The 23,457-nt window shown below is 68.5% G+C and carries 21 protein-coding genes; 9 read left to right on the top strand and 12 right to left on the bottom strand.

Annotation, left to right across the window (positions count from 1 at the left end; genetic code table 11):
- Nucleotides 1-15 precede the first annotated feature (15 nt).
- The 4 genes from M5C98_RS20355 to M5C98_RS20340 form a co-directional block, all read right to left on the bottom strand.
- On the bottom strand, nt 16-801 hold the full coding sequence (locus M5C98_RS20355; protein ID WP_272549245.1) for a hypothetical protein: 786 nt from the start codon (nt 799-801) through the stop codon (nt 16-18).
- Between the two features lie 613 nt (nt 802-1,414).
- The gene (locus M5C98_RS20350; protein WP_272549244.1) at nt 1,415-2,545 is read right to left on the bottom strand and encodes a GGDEF domain-containing protein; all 1,131 of its coding nucleotides are present in this window, start codon (nt 2,543-2,545) and stop codon (nt 1,415-1,417) included.
- Nucleotides 2,546-2,576: 31 nt separating this feature from the next.
- Nucleotides 2,577-4,058, bottom strand: a complete 1,482-nt coding sequence (locus tag M5C98_RS20345) for an AMP nucleosidase (RefSeq protein WP_272549243.1) — start codon at nt 4,056-4,058, stop codon at nt 2,577-2,579.
- Between the two features lie 47 nt (nt 4,059-4,105).
- Nucleotides 4,106-6,178, bottom strand: a complete 2,073-nt coding sequence (locus tag M5C98_RS20340; protein ID WP_272549242.1) for a putative bifunctional diguanylate cyclase/phosphodiesterase — start codon at nt 6,176-6,178, stop codon at nt 4,106-4,108.
- Nucleotides 6,179-6,272: 94 nt separating this feature from the next.
- Between M5C98_RS20340 and dbpA the strand changes: the two genes are divergently transcribed.
- The 3 genes from dbpA to dtd all read left to right on the top strand — a co-directional run bounded on the left by dbpA (nt 6,273) and on the right by dtd (nt 9,392).
- Nucleotides 6,273-7,679 carry an ATP-dependent RNA helicase DbpA gene (gene dbpA, locus M5C98_RS20335; protein WP_272549241.1) on the top strand — a complete coding sequence of 469 codons (1,407 nt, stop codon included), beginning with the start codon at nt 6,273-6,275 and terminating at the stop codon, nt 7,677-7,679.
- A gap of 292 nt (nt 7,680-7,971) precedes the next feature.
- Complete coding sequence (locus tag M5C98_RS20330; protein WP_272549240.1) at nt 7,972-8,931, top strand: cation diffusion facilitator family transporter; 960 nt, start codon at nt 7,972-7,974, stop codon at nt 8,929-8,931.
- Nucleotides 8,928-9,392 (top strand): D-aminoacyl-tRNA deacylase, encoded by a 465-nt coding sequence (gene dtd / locus M5C98_RS20325; protein WP_272549239.1) that lies wholly within the window; start codon nt 8,928-8,930, stop codon nt 9,390-9,392. The genes M5C98_RS20330 and dtd overlap by 4 nt, the downstream gene beginning before the upstream one ends.
- Before the next feature lie 99 nt (nt 9,393-9,491).
- On the opposite strand, the gene ybeY is transcribed toward dtd, so the two are convergent.
- A complete protein-coding gene (ybeY, locus tag M5C98_RS20320; protein WP_272549238.1) occupies nt 9,492-9,950 on the bottom strand; it encodes an rRNA maturation RNase YbeY in 459 nt (152 codons plus the stop codon).
- A gap of 44 nt (nt 9,951-9,994) precedes the next feature.
- Nucleotides 9,995-10,954: a PhoH family protein gene (locus M5C98_RS20315; protein WP_272549237.1), complete on the bottom strand. Its 960-nt coding sequence runs from the start codon at nt 10,952-10,954 to the stop codon at nt 9,995-9,997.
- 48 nt (nt 10,955-11,002) lie between these two features.
- Here M5C98_RS20315 and ruvA point away from each other — a divergent pair, with 48 nt between their 5' ends.
- From ruvA to M5C98_RS20290, 5 genes are all read left to right on the top strand, one after another.
- Nucleotides 11,003-11,575: a Holliday junction branch migration protein RuvA gene (ruvA, locus tag M5C98_RS20310; RefSeq protein WP_272549236.1), complete on the top strand. Its 573-nt coding sequence runs from the start codon at nt 11,003-11,005 to the stop codon at nt 11,573-11,575.
- A gap of 106 nt (nt 11,576-11,681) precedes the next feature.
- Complete coding sequence (locus M5C98_RS20305; RefSeq protein ID WP_272549235.1) at nt 11,682-13,298, top strand: trypsin-like peptidase domain-containing protein; 1,617 nt, start codon at nt 11,682-11,684, stop codon at nt 13,296-13,298.
- Nucleotides 13,299-13,444: 146 nt separating this feature from the next.
- Nucleotides 13,445-15,370, top strand: a complete 1,926-nt coding sequence (locus tag M5C98_RS20300) for a trypsin-like peptidase domain-containing protein (protein WP_272549234.1) — start codon at nt 13,445-13,447, stop codon at nt 15,368-15,370.
- A gap of 10 nt (nt 15,371-15,380) precedes the next feature.
- Complete coding sequence (ruvB, locus tag M5C98_RS20295; protein ID WP_272549233.1) at nt 15,381-16,454, top strand: Holliday junction branch migration DNA helicase RuvB; 1,074 nt, start codon at nt 15,381-15,383, stop codon at nt 16,452-16,454.
- Nucleotides 16,455-16,689: 235 nt separating this feature from the next.
- Nucleotides 16,690-17,322, top strand: coding sequence for a phage tail protein (locus M5C98_RS20290; protein ID WP_272549232.1), 633 nt, complete (start codon nt 16,690-16,692; stop codon nt 17,320-17,322).
- A 149-nt stretch (nt 17,323-17,471) separates the two neighbouring features.
- Here the strand turns inward: M5C98_RS20290 and M5C98_RS20285 are convergent, their stop codons facing one another.
- The 6 genes from M5C98_RS20285 to M5C98_RS20260 all read right to left on the bottom strand — a co-directional run bounded on the left by M5C98_RS20285 (nt 17,472) and on the right by M5C98_RS20260 (nt 22,182).
- The gene (locus M5C98_RS20285) at nt 17,472-18,641 is read right to left on the bottom strand and encodes a DSD1 family PLP-dependent enzyme (RefSeq protein WP_272549231.1); all 1,170 of its coding nucleotides are present in this window, start codon (nt 18,639-18,641) and stop codon (nt 17,472-17,474) included.
- Nucleotides 18,625-19,263 (bottom strand): histidine phosphatase family protein, encoded by a 639-nt coding sequence (locus M5C98_RS20280; RefSeq protein ID WP_272549230.1) that lies wholly within the window; start codon nt 19,261-19,263, stop codon nt 18,625-18,627. The genes M5C98_RS20285 and M5C98_RS20280 overlap by 17 nt, the downstream gene beginning before the upstream one ends.
- Nucleotides 19,264-19,280: 17 nt before the next feature.
- Nucleotides 19,281-19,910, bottom strand: a complete 630-nt coding sequence (locus M5C98_RS20275) for a DUF4136 domain-containing protein (RefSeq protein ID WP_272549229.1) — start codon at nt 19,908-19,910, stop codon at nt 19,281-19,283.
- A gap of 61 nt (nt 19,911-19,971) precedes the next feature.
- Nucleotides 19,972-20,958 (bottom strand): tRNA 2-thiocytidine(32) synthetase TtcA, encoded by a 987-nt coding sequence (ttcA, locus tag M5C98_RS20270; protein WP_272549228.1) that lies wholly within the window; start codon nt 20,956-20,958, stop codon nt 19,972-19,974.
- A 5-nt stretch (nt 20,959-20,963) separates the two neighbouring features.
- On the bottom strand, nt 20,964-21,335 hold the full coding sequence (locus tag M5C98_RS20265; protein WP_272549227.1) for a dihydroneopterin aldolase: 372 nt from the start codon (nt 21,333-21,335) through the stop codon (nt 20,964-20,966).
- A 43-nt stretch (nt 21,336-21,378) separates the two neighbouring features.
- A complete protein-coding gene (locus M5C98_RS20260) occupies nt 21,379-22,182 on the bottom strand; it encodes an SDR family oxidoreductase (RefSeq protein WP_272549226.1) in 804 nt (267 codons plus the stop codon).
- A gap of 8 nt (nt 22,183-22,190) precedes the next feature.
- Between M5C98_RS20260 and M5C98_RS20255 the strand changes: the two genes are divergently transcribed.
- On the top strand, nt 22,191-23,309 hold the full coding sequence (locus M5C98_RS20255) for a class I SAM-dependent methyltransferase (RefSeq protein ID WP_272553358.1): 1,119 nt from the start codon (nt 22,191-22,193) through the stop codon (nt 23,307-23,309).
- Nucleotides 23,310-23,457 lie beyond the last annotated feature (148 nt).

Below are 23,457 nucleotides of genomic sequence, written 5' to 3'. Positions count from 1 at the left end.
GGTGTCCTGGTGGGTTCAGTTCTCCGGGGGCACGACCGGAGGTCGGGTCATGGAGTCCAAGCGGTGTGCGGTTGCAACGACAGAATCCACCGCATATTGGTGTGCATACGTGCCCGGCTCCATTCCGTAGGCGTCTTGGATCATTTGGGATGCCAGCTCCCTCTGTTCTTGGTGCGGGAGGTTCGACAGTGCATCGCGCGCTTTGTTGGCGAACTTTTCGGAGATGACTTGCACCTCTGCGAATTGCTCCCATGCCACGGGATTGCGTTGTCTTGTTCTTAAGCTGGCGGCGGTGTTATCGTCGTTATCCGGATGTACCAGTGGAACGAGGCCTTCGACACGGTTCTTCGTCCACTCGGCTCCGCTTTTGTCCAGCGCCCAGATTTCCTGATTAACCGAGGCATTCTTCCAGGCGCTGTCTTTCAATCGAACGGCGGGGCCGTTGGCCCAGGGGTCCATCACGATGGTCGATTTTTTGTTTCTGCCCTCCGGCTCGCGCCGCAATTCGCTCCAGCTGTGCCCGGTTCTGGCTGCAATCTCATGCCCTTCGTCCGTGATCTCGGTCACGCTGACGGATGCGCCGACCGTCTTGCTTTGCTCATTGTTTGTCATATGAGGCGCATGAATGATCGCACCCAGGGCTGACTGCTGATCGCAAACGGCGGCACCCATCACGACTGCCACCGCGACCTTGCTGGTCCCGTCGCTGGCCATTTTGGCCACCGACGACCCGATACCGTTGTGTCCATTCGATGGTGCGCTGTCGACCTGGATGTTTCCCCGGCCGTGCTTCATGATCATTCGCACGTCGTGTACGGACTGTCCTGCAGTCGCCAACCGCCTCGGGCTTGTCACTTCGTCACCCACGGCGTGGGCTGCCAGATGGTAGGCCGCTTGCTGGATCTGATGCTGTTCCAGAGGGTCGCTGCCACCCCACCGCAGTGCGTTTGGCGATGTACCCAATGACACCCTGGGTGCCGGTGCGTAGACTGGACTGCTGGCCCGAGAGGAAAGACCGTCGGTTTGGCTCCCATCAAGGCTTCGCGATGAGTTCGCCGGCGATGACTGTGCGGGCGAGTCTACAACGCTCGACGGATGACGCCGGACGTTGCCGGAACTGGAGCCGGAAATGCAATTTCCCATAAGAACTTCCTCAAAACGATAATTGCAAGTTGCTGCAAAGGCGTGAATCACACGCTTTTCCACGGTGTGGCAGATTACGAGAAGTTCTGTTGTATGGGATCGCTTCGATGTGGGGGCGCCGGCTTGCGAAGCCATCCGTTGCAAAGCGAAGAAAGCGTTGTGCGCGGTGTGGCGTGCAGGCACGCGATGGCAGCGCGCGCACTGCTGTTCCCAGGCTGAGGCAACTGGCAATTCAGGTATCAAGCGCAGGTCCGACGTTGCCGACCCCGCCTCATGCCATTGCCAGTTGCCGCCGCCCCTGTTCCTTGGCGGCATACAGGGCCACATCCGCGCGGGCCATGAGGGATGCCAAGTCTTCGTCTCCGCAGTGAAACAGCGCCGCGCCTGCGCTGTAGTCCATGGGAAACCCCAGCGCCTCGGCGCTTTCGGCTTGCAGGCGGCCACGCAGGCGCTGGTCGAAGCGCTGCACCCCCTCCTGCCCGGCGTGCAGCAGGAGGACCCCGAATTCCTCGCCGCCGAAGCGGCACACGGTGTCGCCCGGGCCGGCGGTGGATTGGGCCAGCCGGGCGAACAGGGCCAGGGCGCGGTCACCGGCGTCGTGGCCGTAGGCGTCGTTGATGCGCTTGAAGTGGTCCAGGTCCAGCAGCAGCGCGGCCAGCGGCTGGCGCTGGCGTGCGGCGCGGGTTCGCAGGGCCTGGCCGTGCACCTCGAAGCCGCGGCGGTTGAGCAGGCCGGTGAGCGCATCGGTCATGGCCAGGGTGCGCAGCTGCTGCTCGGCCTCGTCGCGCCACGCGACCAGCAAGGCCACCGTGCCCAGCACGAGGGTGACGTTGGCGGCCACGGCCGCGGCGATGTTGACGGGGTGCGGCGTGCGGAAGCTGGGGTAGGCATCGGTGAAGGCGCCCAGCACGCCGCGCGCGGCGGTGAAGGCGGCCATGGCCGCCAGGCACCCCATGAGCAGCAGGCGCCAGCGCCGGTTCGCGGGCTGTTGCGGGTACAGCGTGGCGCGGGCGACGGTCAGCATCAGCGCCGCCAGCAGCAGGTTGGCCCAGCCGACGCGAAACGCGTAGTGCGAAAAGCCCAGGGTGTAGCCCAGCGGGATCGCCACCACCAGCGCGTGCACCAGGCGCCGCCCGGGCCGGGGCCCGAGCCAGATCGCCAGTGCCTCGAAGATGGCCCACTGGGCCAGGGCGGCGGCCATGGACACGGTGGACAGCGTCTGGTCCCACGCGGACGAGGACGCGATGATGGCGGCCCAGGCCAGGCCCTGCAGCAGCACGCTGGCCTGCACCCAGCGCGCGGCGGTGCCCGCGCCGCGGCCCATGATCAGCGGCAGGGCCGCCGAGAGCATGCACAGGTTGGTGGCCGTGATGGCCAGCAGGGTGACGAAATCCAGCCGCATCAATCCCTGGTGGCGGCACCCACCCGGTGTGTCACTGGAAGGCCACCTCGGCGAAGCTGCGCAGCTTGCGGCTGTGCAGGCGGCTCACGCCGCCGGCCCGCAGGATGTCGATGGCGCGCATGCCGATGCGCAGATGCTGGTCCACGCGCTCGCGGTAGAAGTGGTTGGCCATGCCGGGCAGCTTGATCTCGCCGTGCAGGGGCTTGTCGCTCACGCACAGCAGGGTGCCGTAGGGCACGCGAAAGCGAAAGCCGTTGGCGGCTATTGTTGCGCTCTCCATGTCCAGCGCAACGGCGCGGCTCTGGCTGAACCGGCGCTGGGGCATGTTGTCGGGCAGCAGCTCCCAGTTGCGGTTGTCGGTGCTGGCCACGGTGCCGGTGCGCATGATGCGTTTGAGGTCGGCGTCCTCGATCTGGGTGACATCGGCCACGGCCTGCTGCAGCGCCATCTGGATCTCGGCCAGCGCGGGAATGGGCACCCACAGCGGCAGCTCTTCGTCGAGCACGTGGTCTTCGCGCACATAGGCGTGGGCCAGCACGTAGTCGCCCAGTTGCTGGCTGTTGCGCAGGCCCGCGCAGTGGCCCAGCATCATCCAGGCATGGGGGCGCAGCACGGCGATGTGGTCGGTGATGGTCTTGGCGTTGGACGGGCCCACGCCGATGTTGACCATGGTGATGCCGCTCTTGTCGGCCCGCATGAGGTGGTAGGCGGGCATCTGCGGCAGGCGCGGCGGGGCCACGCCCAGCTCGTCGCCCGGCTGGGCCGGCAGGCCGGTGCGGCGGGTGACGACGTTGCCGGGCTCGATGAAGGCCACGTACTCGCTGTCCGGCTTGGCCATTTCGGCATGGCCCAGGCGCACGAATTCGTCGATGTAGAACTGGTAGTTGGTGAACAGCACGAAGTTCTGGAACCACTCGGGCGCGGTGCCGGTGTAGTGGCGCAGCCGGTGCAGCGAATAGTCCACCCGCGGCGCGGTGAAGAGCGACAGGGGCTGCGCCTCGCCGGGGCGGGGCGCCCAGGTGCCGTTGGCGATGCCGTCGTCCATGGCCTCCAGGTCGGGCAGGTCGAACACGTCGCGCATGAGCATGCGGCGCTGGGCGGTCAGCGTGCCCTCGATGTGGTCGTGCTCCGCGAACGAAAAGTGGATGGGGATGGGCTGGCTGCTGATGCCCACCTCCAGCTCGATGTTGTGGCTGTCGCGCAGCAGGCGGAATTGTTCGGCGTAGTAGTGGGCGAACAGGTCGGGGCGGGTGAGGGTGGTTTCGTAGCGGCCCGGCCCTTCGACGAAGCCGTAGGCCAGCTGGGTGGCAGCGCGGGCCACGGTGGTGGTCTGCACCCGAACGAAGGGGTAGAAGGCCCGCACGTGGCTCGCCGGGGTCTCCCCGGCGACGAAGCGCTGCATGGCCTCGCGAAGGTGTCCGATCTGCTGCTGGTAGATGCGCTGCACCTGGGCCAGCGCCTCGGCGGGATCGGTATGAAGGGTGGGCTCGGTGAAGTCTGGGATCTGGGCCATGGCGCCTATTGTCCACGGCCGAGCGGGTCAGCCGGATGACGGGCCTGCTATCTTTTTTTCAGCAGCCACTCGCGCGTCTGCCGCGGGTCCATGGGCGGCGAGATCAGGTAGCCCTGCGCCAGGTGGCAGCCCAGGGTGCGCAGCAGCTCGCGCTGGGCGTCGGTTTCCACGCCCTCGGCCACGGTCTGGATCTGCAGGCTGCGGCCCATCTGCACGATGGCGGTGACGATGGCCACGTCGTCCTCGTTGGCGGGCGTGTCCGAGACGAACGATCGGTCGATCTTGAGCTTGTCGATCGGGTAGCGCTTGAGGTAGGCGAGCGACGAGTAGCCGGTGCCGAAGTCGTCGATGGACACGCGCACGCCCAGCGCCTTGAGCGCATCCAGCGTGCGGCGCACCTGGTCGGCATCGTGCATGAGCACCGATTCGGTGATCTCGATCTCCAGAAAGCACGGCGCCAGGCCCGTCTGGCGCAGCACGCTTGCGATCTCGCCGGCCACGTCGCGCTGGCGGAATTCGAGCGCCGAAAGATTGACCGCCACCGGCACCTGAGGCAGGCCCTCGTCGTGCCAGGCGCGCATCTGCCGGCAGGCCTCGACCAGCACCCAGCGGCCGATGGGCGTGATGAGCCCGCGCGCCTCGGCGAAGGCGATGAAATCGATGGGCCCGACCAGGTCGCGCTCGGGATGGCGCCAGCGCACCAGCGCCTCGAAGCCCACCAGCGCACCGTCATCCAGGCGCACCTGCGGCTGGTAGTGCAGCACGAAGGCGCCGTGCAGGATGGCATCGCGCAGCAGGCGCTCGTGCTGCAGCACGCCGGTGGAGGGCGTGTCCATGCCCGGGGCGTAGGCCTGCCGGTTGGCGCGGCCGCTGTCCTTGGCCTGCTGCATGGCGGCATCGGCGCGGCGCACCAGCTCGGCGGCGTTGTCGCCATCGTCGGGGTACATGCTCACGCCGATGGAGACCGACACCGACAGCGGCGTGCCATCGGCGTGGAACACCGCGCACACATCGGCCAGCAACTGGTCGGCCACTGCCAGGGCCGAGTGCCGGTCCTGTGCGTCGCCCAGCACCACGACGAACTCGTCGCCGCCCACGCGGGCCACGATGTCCGCCGGGAGCACGCCCTGCACGAGGCGGCGCGCCACCTCGCACAGCAGCATGTCGCCGGCCTGGTGGCCCAGCGAATCGTTCACCGTCTTGAAGTGGTCCAGGTCGATGAACAGCACGGCCGCGGCCTGCGGCTTGCGCTGCGCGGCGTCGATCACGGCGGTGAGCCGCTCCATGAGCGTGGCGCGGTTGGGCAGCCGCGTGAGCGCATCGTGCCGTGCCAGGAAGGCTTCGCGCTCCTGGGCCTGGCGGCGCGCGGTGATGTCGCGCAGCACGGCGATGCGGTAGCCCGCGCCCTTCCAGGGCATGGTCTTGCCGACGATCTCCACGGGCACGGCATGGCCGTCCTTGTGCAGCACCGTGACCTCGTAGGGCTCCTCGCGGTTCTCGCGCACGGAGGCCTCGGTGAGGGGGCGGAATTCCTCGCTCACGAAATCGAGCATGCGCCGGCCGCGCACCTCGCCCAGCGTGTAGCCCATCAGCCGCGTGAGCGCCTCGTTGAAGTCGGTGACGAGGCCATCGCGGTGGAACACGATCGCCTCTTCGGTGGCCTGCGAGAACTTGCGCATGCGCTCTTCGCTTTCGCGCACCGCGCGCTCGGCCTCCCAGTGGTGTGTGATGTCGTTGATCAGCACGAACGCGCCCAGCAGGCCCAGCCGAGGGTGCAGGTGGGGGATGAGGTTCACCTCCATCATGCGCGGCGGCGCTCCGCGCGTTCGCTGCTTGCGGGTGTACTGCACGCGCTCGCCTCGCAGCACCTGCTGGATCTGCGGCTGGATCGACGCCCAGGCCGCATCGCCGATGGCCTCCTGCGCCGTCTTGCCCAGGATGGCTTCGACGGTGTGGCCCGTGGCTTCGGCATAGCCCTGGTTGGCGAAAACGCAACGCAGCGTCGAGGATTCGAAGTACGCGAGCAGCGCCGGAACGGAGTCGGCCAGCAACCGCAGCAAGGAACTGCTGCAGTGGGGGTCCTGGACCGAACCGTCCGCTCGGCTTGATGTGTCTGGCATGTCCCACCCTTGTATCTCGAAGTTTTATAGCCGATCGGGGCGCCGCTGGCGAGGGTGCAAGCCCTTGGGAGCCGGGCCCCGGGATAATCCGGGGATGACTTCTTCCGTTTCCGGCGCTGGCGCCGAGTTCTCCTCCCTGGCGCTGCACCCCGCCACCCTGTCCAACCTGCAGCAGCTGGGCTATACCCGCATGACGCCGATCCAGGCCGCCAGCCTGCCCCCGGCCTTGCTGGGCCGCGACCTGATCGCCCAGGCCAGCACCGGCAGCGGCAAGACGGCCGCCTTCGCCCTGGCCCTGCTGGCCAACCTCAATGCACGCCGCTTCGCGGTGCAGGCGCTGGTGCTGTGCCCCACGCGCGAGCTGGCCGACCAGGTGGCCACCGAGGTGCGCCGCCTGGCCCGCGCGCAGGAGAACATCAAGGTGGTCACCCTGTGCGGCGGCGTGCCGCTGCGCGGGCAGATCGCCAGCCTGGAGCACGGCGCGCACATCGTGGTGGGCACGCCCGGCCGGGTGATGGACCACCTGGAGCGCGCCACGCTCGATCTGCAGGCGCTCAACACCCTGGTGCTCGACGAGGCCGACCGCATGCTGGACATGGGCTTCTTCGACGACATCGCCAAGGTCGCGCGCCAGTGCCCGGCCGAGCGCCAGACGCTGCTGTTTTCCGCCACGTACCCCGAGGGCATCGAGCGCCTGGCGCGCCAGTTCATGAAGGAGCCGCAGCGCATCACGGTGCAGGCCCAGCATGGCGCGGCCAAGATCGCGCAGCGGTGGTACGAGGTGAAGGAGAGCGAGCGGCTGCATGCCGTGTCGCAGTTGCTGAACCACTTCCGGCCCGAATCGGCCATCGCTTTTTGCAATACCAAGCAGCAGTGCCGCGACCTGGTGGGCGTGCTGCAGGCGCAGGGCTTTCACGCGCTGGCCCTGTATGGCGAGCTGGAGCAGCGCGAGCGCGACCAGGTGCTGGTGCAGTTCGCCAACCGCAGTTGCTCGGTGCTGGTGGCCACCGACGTGGCCGCGCGCGGCCTGGACATCGCCCAGTTGCAGGCGGTGATCAACGTGGACGTGACCCCCGACCCCGAGATCCACGTGCACCGCATCGGCCGCACCGGCCGCGCGGACGCCGAAGGCCTCGCTTTGAGCCTGGCCAGCCTGCCCGAGATGGGCAGCGTGGGCAAGATCGAGCAGCTGCAGGGCCGCGAGTCGGAATGGCATCCGCTGGCCGAACTCACCCCGGCCCCCGGCGGGCCGCTGCTGCCGCCCATGGCCACTATCCAGATCATCGGCGGGCGCAAGGAAAAGATCCGCGCCGGCGACGTGCTGGGCGCGCTCACGGGCGAGATGGGTTTTGCGCGCGAGCAGGTGGGCAAGATCAACGTGAACGATTTCTCCACCTACGTGGCCGTGGAGCGGGGCATCGCGCAGGACGTGGTGCGGCGCCTGGCGGCCGGCCGGGTCAAGGGCAAGCTGGTGAAGGCGCGGCTGGTGGATGGCACCTGACCACGCGCGTGGGCACCCCAGTGCGGATTCCGGCATGCAAGCCATCCGTGCCGTCGCATTAGCTCCCCAAAAAACAAAACGGTCCTCAATAGGGAGGACTTCTTTCTGTGCCCAGCGCCCCGGCCCTCAGCCCGCATAAGGGTCGCCAAAGCCCAGTGCCTGCAGGGTAGCCGCCTCGTAGGTGCGGGCATTTTGCCGCCGTCATGGGGCGCAGCGGACGCCGAAAGAGGCCGCTGAAAATAGCGCCGTTCGGGGGCAGAATGGCGGCCCCGGCGCTTACCCTTCCAGCCCCATGTCCTCCCGCCCTCCGCCTTCCGATCCGAGCGCCCCGGGCCGCACCGGCCCTGCCTCGCCCGCGCCCCGCACGCTGCTGTGGGGCTCGGTGGCCGTGGCGCTGGTCACCATCGTGCTCAAGACGCTGGCCTGGCATCTCACGGGTTCGGTGGGGCTGCTGTCCGATGCGCTGGAATCGTTCGTCAACCTGGCGGGCGCGGTGTTCGCGCTGGCCATGGTGACCGTCGCGCAGCGCCCGGCGGACGACGACCACCCCTACGGGCACCACAAGGCCGAGTATTTTTCTTCCGGGTTCGAGGGCATCCTGATCGTGGGCGCCTCCGCTGCCATCTTCTGGGCTGCGGCGCACCGGCTGTCCGCGCCGCAGCCGCTGGAGCAGGTCGGCTGGGGCCTGGCGCTGTCGGTGGTCAGCTCGGCGCTGAACGGCGGCCTGGCGTGGCTGATGTTCCGCTCCGCACGCGCGCACCGGTCGGTGGCGCTGGAGGGCGATGCGCGCCACCTCGTTACCGATGTCTGGACCTCGGCGGGCGTGGTCGTCGGCATCGGCGCGGCCAGCGCGACCGGCTGGCTCTGGCTGGACCCGGTGGTGGCCATGGCCGTGGCGCTGAACATCCTGCGGGAAGGGGCGCACATGGTGTGGCGCGCCTCGCAGGGCCTGATGGACGCGGCCGTCGAGCCCGAGGCACAGGCCGCCATCGACGCGGCGCTGAGCGGCTTCGCGCAGGGGGCGCCGCAGGTGCGCTTTGACCACCTGATCACGCGCCAGGCCGGCCAGCGCCGCTTCGCCGGCCTGCACATGCATGTGCCCGCCGAGTGGAGCCTGGGCCGCGCCGCCCAGTTGCGCGGTGCCGTGGAGACCGCCCTGATGCGCGCCGTGCCCGGATTGCGCGTGACCATCGAGCTGCTGCCCGTCGGGGTGGAGTCATTTCTGGAAGAACCGAAGGATTGCCCGCCATGATGAGTGTGTTGCAACGCGTGCGCGAAGCGCGCGTGGAAGTGGATGGCCAAGTGGTGGGCCGCATCGGCCCCGGCCTGCTGGTGCTGCTGTGCGCCGAGCGCGGCGACACCGACGCCGAGGCCGATCGGCTGCTGGCCAAGCTGCTCAAGCTGCGGGTGTTCACGGACGAGGCGGGCAAGATGAACCGCAGCGTGCAGGACGTGGGCGGCGGCCTGCTCGTCGTGAGCCAATTCACCCTGGCTGCCGACACCACCGGCGGCAACCGCCCGAGCTTCACCCAGGCGGCGGCGCCGGACGAGGGGCGGCGGCTGTACGACCTGTTCGTGGCGCGGGCGCGGGCGCTGCACCCGGTGGTGGAGACCGGCCGCTTTGCGGCCGACATGCAGGTGCACTTGGTGAACGACGGGCCGGTGACGATTCCGCTGCGCATGGCGCCGGCGGACGGTTTGCTATCGAAATAATAGCTATAGAGGCAATCGAAACCCCGGCATGGGGCTGTTTCGAGGCCGATCCGCTCCCTCGGCGATGGCGGGGAGGGCGCGGCCTGCGCGGTGGCCGGCTCAGCCCGCGTACGGGTCGTCGAAGCCCAGTTCCTGCAGGATGGCCGTTTCGTAGGCCTCCATCTCGTCGGCGTCCTCGGCGCTGGTCTCGTGGTCCCAGCCCTGGGCGTGCAGCGTGCCGTGCACCAGCAGGTGGGCGTAGTGCGCGCGCAGCTCGCGGTTCTGCTCGCGCGCCTCGCGCGCCACCACGGGTGCGCACAGCACCAGGTCGGCCATCACCAGGGGCTCCTGCGCGTAGTCGAAGGTGAGCACGTTGGTGGCGTAGTCCTTGTGGCGGTACTCGCGGTTGAGGGCCTGGCCTTCTTCGGCATCGACGATGCGCACGGTGATCTCGGCGTCGCTGGACAGCGCGTGGCGGATGAAGCGCGCCGCGGCATGGCGGGGCAGGGCGGCACGGTGTTCCTGCACCCCGTCGAAACGCGCGAACTGCAGCGACAGGGTCAGATGGTTCAGGGTCATTTTGGCCTCTGGCGCATGTTTCACTAGGGCGTTATGCTATCAATTCAGGAGTGACCCGCGCGGCTGCCCGCGGTGCGCTGGGCATCGTAGGCATCCACGATGCGGGCGATGAGCGGGTGGCGCACCACGTCGGCGGTGGTGAACCGGGTGATCGCGATGCCCTTGACGCGCTTGAGCACCCGTTCGGCGTCAATCAGGCCGCTCATCGCGCCCTTGGGCAGGTCGATCTGGCTCACGTCGCCCGTCACCACCGCGCGGGCGCCGAAGCCGATGCGGGTGAGGAACATCTTCATCTGCTCGGGCGTGGTGTTCTGGGCCTCGTCCAGGATGATGAAGGCGTTGTTCAGCGTGCGCCCGCGCATGAAGGCCAGCGGCGCGATCTCCAGCGCGTTGCGCTCGAAGGCCTTCTGCACCTTCTCGTAGCCCATGAGGTCGTAGAGCGCGTCGTACAGCGGCCGCAGGTACGGGTCCACCTTCTGCGTGAGGTCGCCCGGCAGAAAGCCCAGGCGCTCGCCGGCCTCGACGGCCGGGCGCGTCAGCACGATGCGCTGCACCGAATTGCGCTCCAGCGCGTCCACCGCGCAGGCGACGGCCAGGTAGGTCTTGCCGGTGCCGGCGGGGCCGATGCCGAAGGTGATGTCGTGGCTGGCGATGTTGTCCAGGTAGTTGCTCTGCGTGGGGGTGCGGGCGCGCAGGTCGGCGCGGCGGGTGTTGAGCGTCACCGCGCCGTCACCGGGCGCCTCCAGCATGGAGCTGTCGCCGGCCAGCATGAGCTGCAGGTGTTCCTCGGCGATGGGGCGCTCGGCCATTTCGTACAGCGCCTGGATCAGTTCCATGGCCTGGGTGGCCTTGGCCTTCGTCCCGTCCACCTTGAACTGCTCGTGCCGGTGCGCGATGCTGACCGACAGCGCCGTCTCGATGGTGCGCAGGTTCGCGTCGGCCGGGCCGCACAGGTGCGACAGCCGGGTGTTGTTGTGGGGGGTGAAGGTGTGTCGCAGGATCACGCGGATAATTCCGGTTGGATGGCCGCAACGGCGCGGCGAAGGACATCAATGATAGGCAAACTCACCGGCACGCTGCTGGAAAAAAACCCGCCAGAGGTGCTGCTGGACTGCCACGGCGTCGGCTACGAGGTGCAGGTGCCCATGAGCACCTTCTACAACCTGCCGCCCGTGGGGGACCGTGTGGCCCTGCTCACCCAGTTCATTGTGCGCGAGGACGCGCAACTGCTCTACGGCTTCGCCACGGCGCCGGAGCGCCAGGCATTCCGCGAACTCATCAAGATCTCCGGGGTGGGCCCGCGCACCGCGCTGTCCATCCTGAGCGGCATGGGCGTGTCCGACCTGGCCCAGGCGGTGTCCCTGCAGGAGGCGGGGCGCCTGGTGAAGGTGCCCGGCATCGGAAAGAAGACCGCCGAGCGCCTGCTGCTGGAGCTCAAGGGCAAGCTGGGGGCCGACATCGGCGCCCATGCGCACGCCACGAGCGACGCGCAGGCCGACATCCTCCAGGCGCTGCTGGCGCTGGGCTACAACGACAAGGAAGCCGCCGCGGCGCTCAAGGCGCTGCCCCAGGACGTGGGGGTGAGCGACGGGATCAAGCTGGCGCTCAAGGCGCTGGCCAAATGAATGAAAACAAAGCGTTAACAGGGAAGTGAAGCGGGACGCCGTGCGCGCGCTGGCTGGCAGTGCGGCGCGGGTCCCGATGGGTCAATCAACAGGGAGTCGACGGAAGATGGCAAAAGGGAAATGGATGGCGCGCAGTGCCGCGCTGGTTTTGGTGGGGTCGCTGGTGTCCGCGTGCGGTGGCGGTGGCGGTGGCGGTGGCGGCACCGTGGTGGCTGGTGGCGCGACGCAGTCCGAGGTGCTTCAGGTGGGTTCGGCGGTGCAGCCGGCCGACACCGGCTCGCAGGTTGGCACGACCAAGCAGCGCGCGGCCGGCCCGCAGGTGGAACCGGCCCGCGTGGCCTTGCCCGCCTTCGTGCGTCCGAAGTCGGCACCGGTCCGAAGCGATGGCGCCCGCCGGGTGGGCGACGCCCGCACCGTCGAGGCCACGGCCACGGCGGACGGCCTGCAGCGGCTGCTGCAATGGACCTCGTCGGCCAACGGCGGCATGAAGGCCGCGGTGAGCTTGACGTCCGAAGACGCGCAGGGCCTGCGCCTGGGGGTATGGGTGCGGCAGATTCCCGACGAGGCCGTGGTGCGGGTCTATCGCCAGGATCGGCCTGCTGCCGTATATGAAACCACTGGCCGGGCCATTTTGCAGGCCATCGAACGCAACATCGCGGCCGGCGATGCCTCGGACAACGCACGCACCTGGTGGACACCGAACTCCGGCGCGAGCGAGGCCACGCTGGAGATCGAGCTGCCTGCCGGCGTGCCCGCCTCGGCGCTGGAGGTGGCCGTGCCGGCGCTGGCGCACCTTTTCGAGAACCTGTCCCTGCCGCAGGAGGGCGCCCAGACGACCAAGGCGGTCGGCGACGCCATCGCCTGCAACCTGGATGCGAGCTGCTTCGACGAATACGCCGCCCAGCGCGACGCCGTGGCGCGGATGCTGTTCGTGGACAACGGCAAGGCCTATGTGTGCACCGGCACGCTGCTGAACGACCGCGACGCCACGCGCACGCCGTACTTCCTCAGTGCCAACCACTGCATCGCCTCGCAGACCGTGGCGTCCACCCTGCAGACGGACTGGTTCTTCCGCTCCGAGGCCTGCAACAGCACCACGCTGTCGCCCCGGTCCACTGCGCGCACCGGCGGCGCCACGCTGCTCTACGCCAGCGCCGACACCGACACCGCCCTGCTGCGGCTGAACGAGGCGCCACCCGCAGGCGCCGTGTTCGCCGCGTGGGACGCCAGCCCGCAAGCCGAATCGACGGCGGTGGTGGGCATCCACCATCCGCGGGGCGACCTGCAAAAGGTCAGCACGGGCAGCATCATGGGCATGCTGGCGTGCACCAACGACACCGACGGCTCCATGCTTTGCGACTCTTCGACGGAGGCCTCGGCGGGCTACTACGATGTCGGGTTCGACCGCGGAACGGTGGAAGACGGCAGCAGCGGATCGGCCATCTTCCACGATGGGCGTGTGATCGGCACGCTGTACGGATTCGCCTCCAGCGCCCAATGCTCGGTCAACGACGTGCGGGTGTATGGCCGCTTCGACCTGGCCTACCAGAAGGCCCTCAAGCAGTGGCTGTCGCCATCGGTGAGCGTGCCGGTGGCCTGGCGCCACCCCGCCCACGGGTTCGGCACGTCCCACCGGCCTGCGCATGCCGGCGTGTCCGGGCTGCCCGGCCATGGCGGCAGCGGTGCCGCCCCTTGGGGGCATGGGTGGCTGGCCTCGCGCTAGGGGCCGAAGCACGTGACCCGCGCGATGACGCAATGCGGCAACGTGCGAAGAAATCACCCGCTGGCAGCCATGGGGCTGTGGCACATTTTGCAATTCGGGGCGGCATGGGACCGTCCAGATTCGATTGAGATGACAGGAGTTGTTCCATGCAACAGGCAATGAGGCGAGTTCGATCTTTGGCGTTTTTGGCGGTGGCCGCTGTGCTGGCCGCCTGCGGTGGCGGTGGCGGCACCGAGGCGGTGCAGGCCACGGCCGCTCCCCAGGCGAAGGCGGTGGTCTATAGCGTGGAATCGCGCGAGCAGCCGGCGTCCGCCGTGCAGGACGTGGCACGGGTCAAGGACCGCGTGGTGCGCACGGCCATCACGCCCGCACGCATCGACCTCGGGCCGCTGGACCAGTCCAAGGAAGCGGCGGCCAGCGGCTTCGGCCCGCGCCAGGTCGGCAGTCCCCGCAGCATCGCCCAGACGGCCACGGCCAGCGCCACGCAGCAGCAACTGCAGTGGACGCCCACGGCCAGCGGCGGGCAGGTCGCCGCATTGAGCTTCTCGGCCGAAGGCGCGCATGGCCTGCGCCTGGGCGTGCTGGTGCGCCAGCTGCCCGGCAGCGCCGTGCTGCGCGTGTACAGCCAGGCCCGGCCCTCGGCGGTGTTCGAGATCGCCGGCCAGGAAGTGCTGCAGATCATCGAGCGCAACCAGGCGGCGGGCGACACCTCCGACGCCGGCCGCACCTGGTGGACGCCCGACACGGGCGGCGACGAGGCCACGCTGGAGATCGAACTGCCCTCCGGCACGCCCGCCAGCGCGATCGACCTGTCGGTGCCGCGCCTGTCGCACATCTATGACAACCTGTCGCTGCCCACGGCCGAAGAACTGGAGCAGCAGACCAAGATCAACGAATCCGACGCCTGCAACCTGGATTCGACCTGCTATGACGAGTACGCGGCCCAGCGCAATGCCGTGGCGCGGATGCTGTTCGTGCGCGCCGACGGCAAGACGTACGTGTGCTCGGGCACGCTGCTGAACGACCGCGACGGCACCGGAACGCCCTACTTCATCTCGGCCAACCACTGCATCTCCACGCAGACCGTGGCCTCCACGCTGCGCACCGACTGGTTCTACCGCGCGCCCAGCTGCAACAGCCGCACGCTGTCGGCCAGCACCGCGGCCCGCACGGGCGGCGCCACGCTGCTGTATGCAACGGACAGCAGCGACACGTCGTTCCTGCGCCTGAACGAAGCCCCGCCTGCCGGCGCCGTGTTCGCCGCGTGGAACGCCAATCCCCAGGCACTGGGCGGCGCCCTCGTGGGCATCCACCACCCGAAGGGCGATTTGCAGAAGATCAGCTTCGGCAACCTGGCGTCCCTCACCGCGTGCACCTCCATCAGCGACACCAACTTCACCTGCAGCGGCACCAGCGGCAACTTCTACCGGGTGACGTGGAGCCAGGGCACGACCGAGGGCGGCAGCAGCGGCTCGGGCATCTTCTCCGGCGGCGCGCTGATCGGCACGCTCTACGGCGGCAGCGCCGTGTGCACCAACAAGGCCTCGTCGGACTACTACGGCCGTTTCGACGTGGCGTACAACGCTTCCATCAAGAACTGGCTGTCGCCCGCCACCAGCGCCAGCGGCCGCACCGCGGTGTACCGTTTCTTCAACAGCAGCACGGGCGCGCACTTCTTCACGGCGAGCGCGGGCGAGCGTGATTTCGTGATCAACACCTACCCGGCCTTTGCCTACGAAGGCGTGGCCTTCTACGCCTACGGTGGCGCCACCGCCGGCCAAAGCGCGGTGTACCGCTTCTTCAACAAGAGCAACGGCGCGCACTTCTACACCATCGATGCGGGCGAGCGCGACTTCGTGCGCGCCACCTACCCGTCGTTCGAATACGAAGGCCCGATCTGGTATGCCCAGACCGGCGCCGGCAACGGCTCGACCGCGATGTACCGCTTCTTCAACAGAAGCAACGGCACGCACTTCTACACCATCAGCCAGGGAGAGCGCGACTTCGTGCAGGCCACCTATCCGGTGTACCAGTACGAAGGCCCCGTGTACTACGCCTGGACCTCCAACTGATCCGCAACGCATGAGCATCCAGACCGACGACTTCGCCCCCGCACCCGCCAAACGCGTGATCTCCGCCGCGCCGGCCTCCCCGCAGGAGGAAGCGCTGGAGCGTGCGCTGCGCCCCAAGCTGCTGCAGGAGTACGTCGGTCAGGCCAAGGCGCGCGAGCAGCTGGAGATCTTCATCGGCGCGGCGCGCAAGCGCGGCGAGGCGCTGGACCATGTGCTGCTGTTCGGGCCCCCGGGCCTGGGCAAGACCACGCTCAGCCACATCATCGCGGCCGAGCTGGGGGTGAACCTGCGCCAGACCTCCGGGCCCGTGCTGGAAAAGCCCAAGGACCTGGCCGCGCTGCTGACCAACCTGGAGCGCAACGACGTCCTGTTCATCGACGAGATCCACCGCCTCTCGCCCGTGGTGGAGGAAATCCTCTACCCCGCGCTGGAGGACTACCAGATCGACATCATGATCGGCGAAGGGCCTGCGGCGCGCAGCATCAAGCTGGATCTGCAGCCCTTCACCCTGGTGGGCGCGACCACGCGCGCGGGCATGCTCACCAACCCGCTGCGCGACCGCTTCGGCATCGTCGCGCGGCTGGAGTTCTACACGCCCGAAGAACTCGCGCGCATCGTGATGCGCAGCGCCGGGCTGCTCAACACGCCGACCGATCCGGAAGGCGGCTTCGAGATCGCTCGCCGATCGCGCGGCACGCCACGCATCGCCAACCGCCTGCTGCGCCGGGTGCGCGACTACGCCGACGTGAAGGGCACGGGCCAGATCACGCTCGACATCGCGCAGCGCGCACTCACCATGCTCGATGTGGACCCGCAGGGCTTCGACGTGATGGACCGCAAGCTGCTGGAGGCCGTGATCCACCGCTTCGACGGTGGCCCCGTGGGCCTGGACAACATTGCCGCGAGCATCGGCGAAGAGTCCGGCACCATCGAAGACGTGATCGAGCCCTACCTGATCCAGCAGGGCTATCTGCAACGCACGCCGCGCGGGCGCGTGGCCACGCTGGCCGCCTATCGCCACCTGGGCGTGACGCCGTCCCGCAACCCTGCCGATCTGTTCGGCGGGCCGCCTTCGGCGGCTTGACCCATCGCTTCCCGACCCCTTGTCAAACGTTCCTGCGGCTTCATGGCAGCAGCCAGATACGCGCAGGGGGATCGGCGCGCGTTGCATTCTCAACGCCCCGTGAATTCTCGCTTGTCGCCCTTCGATTTCTGGTGTTTACTCCCTCTATCCGCCTTCGCTGCGAGATCGTCAAAAAGCATCGCTGCCAGGTGCGGATATTGATCGACAAACCTTTTTTTGGGAGAGGGATACTCACATGGATCCGATTCTGGGCCAGATCATTCTTTGGGCCGTGCCATGGGTTCCGCAGGGCTGGGCCCTGTGCGACGGCACACTGCTGTCAATCAATCAGAACCAGGCGCTCTACTCGCTGCTGGGCACCCGCTACGGCGGCGATGGCGTCAACACGTTCGGCTTGCCCGATCTGCGCAACCGGGTTCCGCTCGGTTCCCAGAACATGGCGACCATCGGCGGTACGAGCGGTTCCGTCACGGCGTCCACCAACGCCGTCGGCGCTGCGATCCTGTCGCTCGCCAACCTGCCGGCCCACAGCCACGGCGTGACGGTGGCCGCAGGCGGAACGGCCGCAGTGTCCATTCCCGCTGACGACACCACGGGCGACAACAACGTTCCTGGGCCGACTCTGATCGCCGGGAAGGCAACGGCGGGCAACAACACCGCCAAGGTGTACAGCTCCAAGTCCGCCACCACGACGCTCAAGCCCTTCGATGCACCCTTGACCCTGCCTGCCATCACCACGCAACCGGCCGGCAGCGCCACGCCCACGCCCGTGCAGATGAACGTGCCCGTCACGGTCAGCACGTTGCAACCTGGCCTCACGCTGAACTTCATCATTGCCGTGAACGGCATCTATCCGTCGCGTCCCTGACCGCGGATGGGCAGGCAGCGGCCTGCCTGCCGCCATTGCCACCCGGGCGCGGCAAGCGCTTCGGTGGCGATGGCCGACGAGGCCGGGGCAACCCGGCCTTTTTCTTTCTTTTTGCGGACCGTCGCGCACGCGCCCGCCGGTGCTTCCAGTCAGCTCAGCGCGCCCCTGGCATCCACGCGGATGATCCGCTCCACCACCCCGTGCGCCAAGCCGCCGCGCACGCCGATCAAGAAGTCGTACAGGTTCACCGTCGGGTCGCAATGGCCCGGAATGAGCCACAGCATGCGGCCCAGCGAGGGCAGCCGGGCCTTGTTGCCGTCGGCGTAGAGAATGCCGTGCTCGTCGCCGCCGTTGGCATAGCGCAGCGCGCGTTCAGGGGGCAGCATGGCCACGACCGGCAGGCCCGAATCGATGGCGTGGCTCTTGTGGCCGGCATCGCACACCGCGTGCGTTTCCTGGCTGGAGATGACCTGGGTCTTGACGAACAGCGCATGCTCGAAGGCCGGCTGGGCCGGTTCGCGTTCGTTGCTGGCGTAGTCCGCGTCCATGAACAGGAACGAGCCCGCCTGCAGTTCGCCGTAGACGCCGCTGGCGGCCTCATGCACCAGCGTGCCGGTGCCTGAGCCGGTGACGAGCGGCACGGGAAGTCCGGCGGCGGTGATGAGGTCGCGCGTGTGGCGCGCGGCCTCCACCACGGCGGCGATGGCTTCCCGGCGGGCCTGTGCGCCGCGCAGGTGCTGTGCACGGCCATGGTAGGCATGCAGGCCCGCGAAGCGCAGCCGGGCATGGCGCGACACGGCCAGCGCCAGGGCCACGGCCGGCTCGCCGGGCGGCACGCCGCAGCGCCGCTGGCCCACGTCGATTTCCACGAACACGTCGATGCCCGCATCGCTTGCGGTGACCGCCATGGCCTCGGCCAGGCGTTCGATGCCTTCTTCGCTGTCCACCGCGAGCGCCAGGCGACCGCCGCGCAGCTCGAGCTGGTGCGCCAGGCGTGCCACGCGCAGCAGCTTGGCTCCGGCGATGACCTGGTTGCTGATGTACAGGTCGTTCACGCCCGCGGCGGCCAGAGCCTCGGCCTCGCTCACCTTTTGTACGCAGGCGCCGGTGGCGCCGGCTTGCTGCAGGAGCAGCGCGATTTCGGCGCTCTTGTGCAGCTTGGCATGCGGCCGCCAGCGCACCTGGTGCTTGCGCGCGAAATCGGCCATGCGCTGGATGTTGCGTTCCATGGCGTCGAGATCGACGACGAGTGCGGGGGTGTCGATCAGATCGACGCGCAGGCCGATGCTGGCGCGCAGGGATTCAGGAATGGGCTTCATCGCGCGTGGCGTTGTCCAGGTGCTGTGTGTCGGCCCAGCCGACCAGGGTGAGGCCGTCGCCGGTCCAGAGCAGGCGGTTGATGGCGGCGTTGGTGAGCTGCCAGGTGCGCGGCGCCTGCAGTTCCTGGCCGGTGGCGGCCCGGTACAGCACGTCCATCACGCCGCCGTGGGCGACCAGCACCACCAGTTCGCCGGGGTGGCGCTGCGCCAGCTGGTGGGTGACGCCGAGGATGCGCTCGCGGAACACGATCAGCGATTCGCCCCCCTCGGGCACGAAGTGCGGATCGCGCTGGCGCCAGCGGCGGGCCTCCTCGGGCATCTCGGTTTCGATCTCGGCGAAGGTGCGGCCCTGCAACTGCCCGAAGCTGCGCTCGCGCAGCCCGGGCTCGGCGATGAGCGGCGCGCCCGTGGCGTCGGCCACGGCCTTGGCGGTGGCATGGGCGCGCTGCAGGTCGCTGGCGTAGATGGCGGCCACGGGCTCGGTGGCCAGCGCGTCGCCCACGCGGCGCGCCTGCCACAGGCCGGTGTGGTTGAGCGGAATGTCCAGGTGGCCCTGGATGCGCGTGTCCACGTTCCAGGCGGTCTCTCCGTGGCGGATGGCGATGATGCGGGTGGCTTCCATGGCGTGCAGGTCGTCGATCAGGGGGCGGGCGGCGCCAGGGTGGTGCGCACCTGGCGCGGCCCGGCCGGGGGCTGCGGGAAACCGGTCAGCGCGGCGTCGAACAGGATGCCGAAGATGGCCGGGTCGGTGGTCCACACGTCTTCGTGCACGGCAGAGGTTTCATAGACGATCTGCTGCGTGGCGGCGTCGCGCAGCACCAGGCTGGCCTCGCGGCGGTAAAGGGTGGGCGGGCGGTCCATCATCCAGCTGCCGCCCATGCCCCAGCCCCAGCGGCCCCCATGGCCCCCGTAGCCGAGGCCCAGGCCCCAGCGGGGATAGAACGGGTCGCCGTAGTAGGGCCAGTAGGCCGGCGTGGCGTAGCTGGCCTGCGCGCCGACCTGCAGCACCAGCTTGGCATGGGCGTCGTCGCGCTGCAGCCCCACGCGGGCGAGCGATTGCTGGGCCATGGCCTCGATGGGGGCGAACGACGCGGCCTGGGCCTGCTGCGAGGGCAGGCGCTCCAGGCGGTAGGTGGGCGGCGAGGGCAGGGCGGCCAGGGTGGAATAGCTGTGTACCGCGCTGTCCACGGTGCGGGTGACGGCGCACCCGCCGAGCATCAGGGCGGCAACGGCCAGGGTGATTGAAAAAGCGCAGCGCAGGGTCTTCATGGGTGTCTCCTGAAAGGGTCCGTCATGGTGCGGTCAGCGCTGGGTTGAAGTGATGGGGCGTTCAGGACAGCTGGACCACCTGCACGCCCGGCAATCCGGGGACGGCAGGAAAATCCTCGCGGTCGAACGCCTTGTCGCCGTCTTCGCTGGCGATGCCCGTCGCCTTCAGACCTTTGAAGTCGTGCAGTGTTCCATCGAGCAGGTGCGACGGCACGACGTTCTGCAGCGCATTGAACATGTTCTCCACGCGGCCGGGGAACTTCTTTTCCCATTCGCGCAGCATCTCGCCCACCTGCTTGCGCTGGAGGTTCTCCTGACTGCCGCACAGGTTGCAGGGAATGATGGGGAAGTCGCGGTGCGCGGCCCAGCGCGCGGTGTCCTTCTCGGCCACATAGGCCAGCGGGCGGATCACCACATGTTTGCCGTCGTCGCTCACGAGCTTCGGGGGCATGGACTTGAGCTTGCCGCCGAAGAACATGTTGAGCAGCAGGGTCTGCAAAATGTCGTCGCGGTGGTGGCCCAGGGCGATCTTGGTGCAGCCCAGCTCGTCGGCCACGCGGTACAGGATGCCCCGGCGCAGCCGGCTGCACAGGCTGCAGGTCGTCTTGCCCTCGGGAATGAGGCGCTTGACGATGCTGTAGGTGTCTTCGTTCTCGATGTGAAACGGCACGCCCTGCGAGGCCAGGTACTCGGGCAGCACGTGCTCGGGAAACCCCGGCTGCTTCTGGTCGAGGTTCACCGCCACCAGGTCGAAGTGGATGGGCGCGCGTGCCTTGAGCTTGAGCAGGATGTCCAGCAGGGCGTAGCTGTCCTTGCCGCCGGACATGCACACCATGACCTTGTCGCCCTCCTCGATCATCTGGTAGTCCACGATGGCCTTGCCCACCTCGCGGCACAGGCGCTTTTCCAGCTTGTGCGTTTCGCGCTCGATCTTCAGGCGGGCCGGCGCCGCAGCGGCTTCGGCGCTTGCCGCTGCATCAGGCGTGACGAGGGGCTCGGGGGCGTTGGCGGTCCAGCCGGGCGTGGTGTCGTTGAGGATGGCATTCATGGGGTTCACCACTGTCCTGTCTCGCTGCGGATGGCCACTTCGCAGTCGTCGAAAATTTCCAGCTTGGCGATCTTCACGCGCACGCCCAGCACGCCGGGCAGCAGCATGAGCCGGGCGCTGAGCTTGCCGATCAGCGTCTCCAGCAGGTTCACGTGCTCGGCCGTGCACTCGTCGATGATGATCTGGCGCACCTTGCGGTAGTCCAGCACGTGCAGGATGTCGTCGTCGCGCGGGTGCAGGGGCTGCGTGCCCAGGTGCAGTTCGGCATCGACCTGGATGGGCTGCGGCATGGTCTTCTCGTGCGCGAGGATGCCCAGGTTGGCGTCGAAGCGCAAACCGGTGAGCGTGAGGATCTGGGTGCCTGCGGCGTTGTACATGGGGTGTGGGAAGGAAAAGGGGGAGGGCGGAGCCGGCCTGCGCTCACATCATCGAAAAGTCGCGCTCGAACCGCATCAGGTGCTGGCCGCCGTCCACCAGCAGCGTGGTGCCGGTGATGGATCGGTTCTCCAGCGCGAACTTCACGGTGGCGGCCACGTCGGCGGGCGTGGAAGACCGACCCAGCGGGCTCAGCGCGTGCAACTGGCGGAATTTCTCGCCCTCCAGCAGGTGGCTGGTGAGCGTGAGGCCCGGCGCCACCCCCACCACCCGCACCCGGGGCGCGAGGGCCAGCGCCAGCATGGTGCCGGCGGCTTCCAATGCGGCCTTGGAGAGGGTGTAGCTCAAAAAATCGGGGTTCTGGTTCCAGAGCTTCTGGTCGAGCAGGTTGACCACGGCGCCGTGGATTTCACCCGCGTCACTTTCATTGCCCGCAGCGGCTGCGGCCCGCTGTTCCAGGTGCGCATGCAGGCCCTGGGCCAGCAGCACGGGCGCCGCGGTGTTGCTGCGAAGGTGCTGCTCCAGCGTGGCGAAGCCGAAGCTCGCGGCATCGTCGTGTTCGAAAAGCGAGGCACTGTTGACCACCGCGTCCACCGCGCCGAAATGCTGCACCACGCGGGGCAGCAGGCCGCGCACGGCGGCTTCGTCCTGGAAATCGGCACCAAAATGGGCGCTGGCGCATGAAAGACGACGGCATGCTGCTACGGTTTCGATAGCATCCTGCTCGGATTGCCGATAGTGCACGGCCACCTGCCAGCCGCCGGCGGCCAGCGCGAGCGCGATGTCGCGGCCCAGGCGCTTGGCGGCGCCGGTCACCAGCACGGTGCGAGGACGGGAGGGGGAGGGCATCGGGGACAATCGGGACCGTGACGACGACAGAACCCCCAAGTTTAACGACCGCCCTGGCGGCCCACATCGGCCAGGCCATTGCACAGGCCGGCGGCTGGATCGGTTTCGACCGCTTCATGGCCCTGGCCCTGTACACGCCCGGCCTGGGCTACTACGCCAACGACTCCACCAAGTTCGGCCTGCTGCCCGGATCGGGCAGCGACTTCGTGACCGCGCCCGAGCTGAGCCCCCTGTTCGGCCAGACCCTGGCCGTGCAGGTGGGCGAGGCCCTCACGCAGACCGGCACGCACGAGGTGTGGGAGTTCGGCGCGGGCTCCGGCGCCCTGGCGCTGCAGCTGCTCGATGCCCTGGGTGAGCGGGTGCAGCGCTACACCATCGTCGATCTGTCCGGCAGCCTGCGCGCGCGCCAGCAGGTGCTGCTGTCCCCGCATGCGCACAAGGTGCGGTGGGTGGATGCGCTGCCCGACCGCTTTGCAGGCGTGGTGGTGGGCAACGAGGTACTCGACGCCATGCCGGTGAAGCTGCTGGCCCGCCACGGCGGGCAGGCGGCCGGCGTGTGGCATGAACGCGGCGTGGTGCTGCAGGGCGATGCGTTCGCCTGGGCTGATCGGCCCACCGATCTGCGCCCGCCCGTCGAGGTGGAAGGCCCCCACGACTACCTGACCGAGATCCACCCGCAGGGCGAGGGCTTCGTCCGCACCCTGGCCGACCGGCTGGAGCGCGGCGCGGCCTTCTTGCTGGACTATGGATTTGGCGAGGCGGAGTACTACCACCCCCAGCGCCACATGGGCACGGTGATGTGCCACCAGGGGCACCTGGCCGACAGCGATCCGCTGGTGGAAGTGGGCCGCAAGGACATCACCGCCCACGTCAATTTCACCGCCATGGCGCTGGCCGCGCAGGACGCGGGCCTGCAGGTGCTGGGCTACACCACGCAGGCGCACTTTCTCATCAATTGCGGGCTGGCCCAGCGCATGGTGGAGCTGCCCCTGCTCGAACGTGCGACGGCCGCCAAGCTGGTCATGGAGCACGAAATGGGCGAACTGTTCAAGGTGCTGGCCCTGGGCGCGGGCGAGCCGTGGGAGCCGGTGGGCTTTTCGCAAGGGGATCGGTCACACCGGCTTTGATGCGCGAAGGCACGATGGGGCCGTGTGCCGGTGCTTTGGATTGAACGCGGAACGCCCGTGATGGCGGGTGCTGCCGTTCAAGGCAGAAAAATGCAGAACGCCGCCCCTGCCCCAGGGGGCGAGGACGGCGTGATGTCGCTCGGATGGC

This window comes from Acidovorax sp. NCPPB 3576, from assembly GCF_028473605.1.
GTDB lineage: Bacteria > Pseudomonadota > Gammaproteobacteria > Burkholderiales > Burkholderiaceae_C > Paracidovorax.
Note: the sequence above shows the minus strand (reverse complement) of the source record. Positions and strands in the feature narration are given on the sequence as shown.